Source organism: Propionivibrio pelophilus DSM 12018, assembly GCF_059569095.1.
Genome location: NZ_JCANUT010000112.1, coordinates 1 through 3,420, shown reverse-complemented (window position 1 = coordinate 3,420; position 3,420 = coordinate 1). Strand labels below are relative to the sequence as shown.

Sequence of the window (3,420 nt, the reverse complement as noted above, 5' to 3'; positions counted from 1 at the left end):
CCGGGTGATAGAACACCGGGATCACCGATTGCTCCATCAACGCACTCAGTACCGCCATCCTGTCTTTCGATGCCATTTCCTTGCTCCTGAACAAACGTGAACAACCTGATTGTTAGACCTTCAAACAACCATCAGCTAAACCACTTCACCGGAACCAGAGTGATCGCCGGGAAGACGATAAGGAGTGCCAACACCGCCAGTTCAACCAGCAAAATCGGCCACAGTTTCTTAACGAGTTCGCCCAGCGAAAGCCCGGCCACGCCGCAACCGACGTAAAGCACCGTCCCGACCGGCGGCGTGATCAGACCAATCACCAGGTTCAACGTCATGATCACCCCGAAATACACGGGGTCGATACCCACTGCCTTGATCAACGGAATGAAAATCGGCGTGAAGATCAGCATCGCAGGAACCAGGTCCATGACCATCCCGAGCGCGATCAGGAACACGTTGATCACCAGCATCAGCGCCAAGGGAGAGTCGGAGAAGCCGGACAAGGCTTCGGCAATCGCCTGAGGCACGGCAGCCGACGTAACAACCCATGCCGCCGCATTCGCCGTCGAAGCGACCAACAGCACCATACCCGTCGTCTTCGCTGTCGCAACCAGGACGTGCCCGATATCCTTCAGACCCATTTCCTTATAAATCACTGTGGAAATGAAGAACGCGTACATCACGGCAATACAACCGGCTTCTGTAGGCGTAAAGATACCGAAGCGGATTCCACCGACAATGATGAGCGGCATGAACAACGCGAAGATAGATTTCTTGAGCGCCTCAAACACCTCGGCACGGGTCGCTTTTTTTCCGACGGGGAAGTTGTTCCGCTTCGAGAGGTAGAACCAGAAACTCATTAGCGCACCGGCAAGAATCAGCCCCGGCACGATCCCGGCCATGAACAGGCGCCCGATCGACACCTGCCCAGCCACGCCGTAAAGAATGAATGGAATACTCGGTGGAATGATCGGTGCAATCATTGCCGATGCGCAGATCAACGCAACCGACAGCGCCTTGTCGTAGCCCATCTGCACCATCATCGGAATGAGGATGGCGCCAAGCGCTGCGGCATCGGCAACCGCCGAACCGGACAAGCCGGCGAAGATGACGCTGGCGATGATCACGACGTAGCCCAGACCACCGCGCACGTGGCCGACGAGACAGGCCACAAAATGGACAATCCGCTTGGAGATCCCGCCATAGCTCATGATCTCGCCGGCGAGAATAAAGAACGGAATGGCGAGCAAGGTAAAGCTGTTCGCGCCATAGATGACCGACTGGGCGACAAACTGCGGCTCGAAATTATCGATCGCGAAAAGCAGGGAAACGGCTACGAGCACCAGCGTGTGGGCAATCGGCACCCCGATCGCAAGAAAGCCGAACAACGCAGCCAGAAACAAGAAAATTAAGGAAAGACCTTCCATCGTGCTACCCCTTCCTGATGGGCATACCGCAATAAGATTTGTGGAAATCGAGTGACGCTGCGCCGAGTACCAGTCGTGATTGGAACCTGATTAGTTCGCTGTAACACGACCTCAGGCGGTCAATCGGCGCGAAGCTCCTTGTACATGTTGTACAAGGTGATGAAAACGAGACAGACAGCGCACACGACGAGTGCAGCCGACACATAAGAGAACGGAAGACCGGTTGCCGGACTAATATTCTTGTCGGTCACCTTCACGACATCGATACCGCCAACGATAAGCACGCCCATGGCGAACAGGACACACAGGCTCGACAGCACAATGAAGACCTTTTGCATTCCCTTCGGCAGCTTCTTGGTCAGCATATCGACCTTGATGTGCAAGCCTTCCAACCCGGCCAGGATGGCGCCAAGGAAAATAACCCACACGAACAGGTTGACGGCGATCTCCTCGCTCCAGGTCAACCCGGTATTGACGATGTAACGCAAGGCCACGTTAACAAACACGATCAGCACGATCGCCGCCATCGCAGAAGCGGTGACGAATGCCAGCAATTTATCGAAAAAACGCAGCATGATAGAACTCCTAAACCTCCTGATTCGGCCCGAGAACGGCCCGAACGAAAGGCCAGGAAAAGCGCCTTGCGCCCTGCCTGGCCTGACAAATAAAGCCTATTACTTAACCTTGGCAACTTCAGCGAGGACCTTGTCCAGACGCTCTTTGCCGATATCGTTGGCGAACTTCGCGTAGATATCCTTGGCCGAGGCCTTGAACTTCTCGAGGTTCTCCGGCGAAACCACGTTGATCTCGATGCCCTTCTTCTTCATCAGATCGAGGTACTTGGCATTGTTCTCCCGGTTAACCTTGCGCTCGTAACCGCGGGTTTCGAGAGCGATCTTCTGGATCAGCTTCTGATCGTTGGCGCCCAGCTTGTCCCAGGTCTTCTGGCCGATCATCAGCACGAACGGGGTATAGAAATGCTGGGTGATCGACAGATACTTCTGGGCCTCGTAGAAGCCGGCGTCGTAGATCAGGGTGTTCGGATTTTCCTGTCCGTCGATAACCTTCTGCTCAAGCGCCGTGAACACTTCGTTGAACGGCATCGGCACCGGGTTGGCGCCCCAGCCCTTGAACGAGTCGAGGTGGATCGGGTTTTGCATCGTGCGAATCTTCAGCCCGTTGAGGTCTTCAGGAGTGTTGATCGCGCGCTTGCTGTTGGTGATGTTACGGAAACCGTTTTCCCAGAAGACCAGGCCGATCAGACCGGTACCCTTCAGCGTATCGAGAATCTCCTGTCCGGCCGGGCCGTCAAGCACCGTGTCAGCCACTTTTTCCGAAGTAAACAGGAACGGCAGGTCAAAGACCAGGAAGGTCTTGGTCGTGTTAGCGATCGGCGCGGACGAGGTCACCATCATATCCAGCGTGCCCATCTTCAACGAATCCATCATCGAGTTGTCGTTGCCCATCTGACCGTCTGGGAACAACTGCATCTTGATGCGGCCATTGGTTTCCTTCTCGATCAACTCCTTGAACTTGGCGATACCCAGACCGTGCGAGCTACCGGTCAGGCTGGAACCGATACCGGCTTTCAGCTTGACGGCCTTTTCCTGCGCCTGTGCTGGCGCGACGAGACTGGTCAGCGCGAACGTCGTGCCAACCACCAGCGATGCCACCGACAATGAAAATTTTTTCATTTCGTTTTTCCTCCTCAAATGACACAAATGATATTTGCCCCTCGATTCGTGTATCCGAACCTCGGTAGCCACCACCTACTACGTACAACTCTTTTTAATCTCGCTCAAATTTAGATCGATCCATCTAAGCCGCGAACGCTACAGCGTTCACTAGACGACGTCAAGATTGTTTAAAACCCTTACGCGAAACCACCGGCTTACCACTTATTAACCCAGTTGGTCGGGATGCCGGTCGTCAGCATTTCGACGGCGGTCTGACCGGCCTTCTCCTGTATCGAGCGCACGCTGGCTTCGGAATACCAGCC

General features: G+C 54.8%; 3 protein-coding genes. All 3 read right to left on the bottom strand.

Annotation, left to right across the window (positions count from 1 at the left end):
* Positions 1 to 131 precede the first annotated feature (131 nt).
* Positions 132 to 1,421, bottom strand: a complete 1,290-nt coding sequence (locus tag BO74_RS20750) for a TRAP transporter large permease (protein ID WP_496445255.1) — start codon at positions 1,419 to 1,421, stop codon at positions 132 to 134.
* Between the two features lie 119 nt (positions 1,422 to 1,540).
* Positions 1,541 to 1,996 (bottom strand): TRAP transporter small permease, encoded by a 456-nt coding sequence (locus BO74_RS20745; protein ID WP_496445253.1) that lies wholly within the window; start codon positions 1,994 to 1,996, stop codon positions 1,541 to 1,543.
* A 99-nt stretch (positions 1,997 to 2,095) separates the two neighbouring features.
* The gene (locus BO74_RS20740; RefSeq protein ID WP_496445251.1) at positions 2,096 to 3,115 is read right to left on the bottom strand and encodes a TRAP transporter substrate-binding protein; all 1,020 of its coding nucleotides are present in this window, start codon (positions 3,113 to 3,115) and stop codon (positions 2,096 to 2,098) included.
* Positions 3,116 to 3,420: the final 305 nt, after the last annotated feature.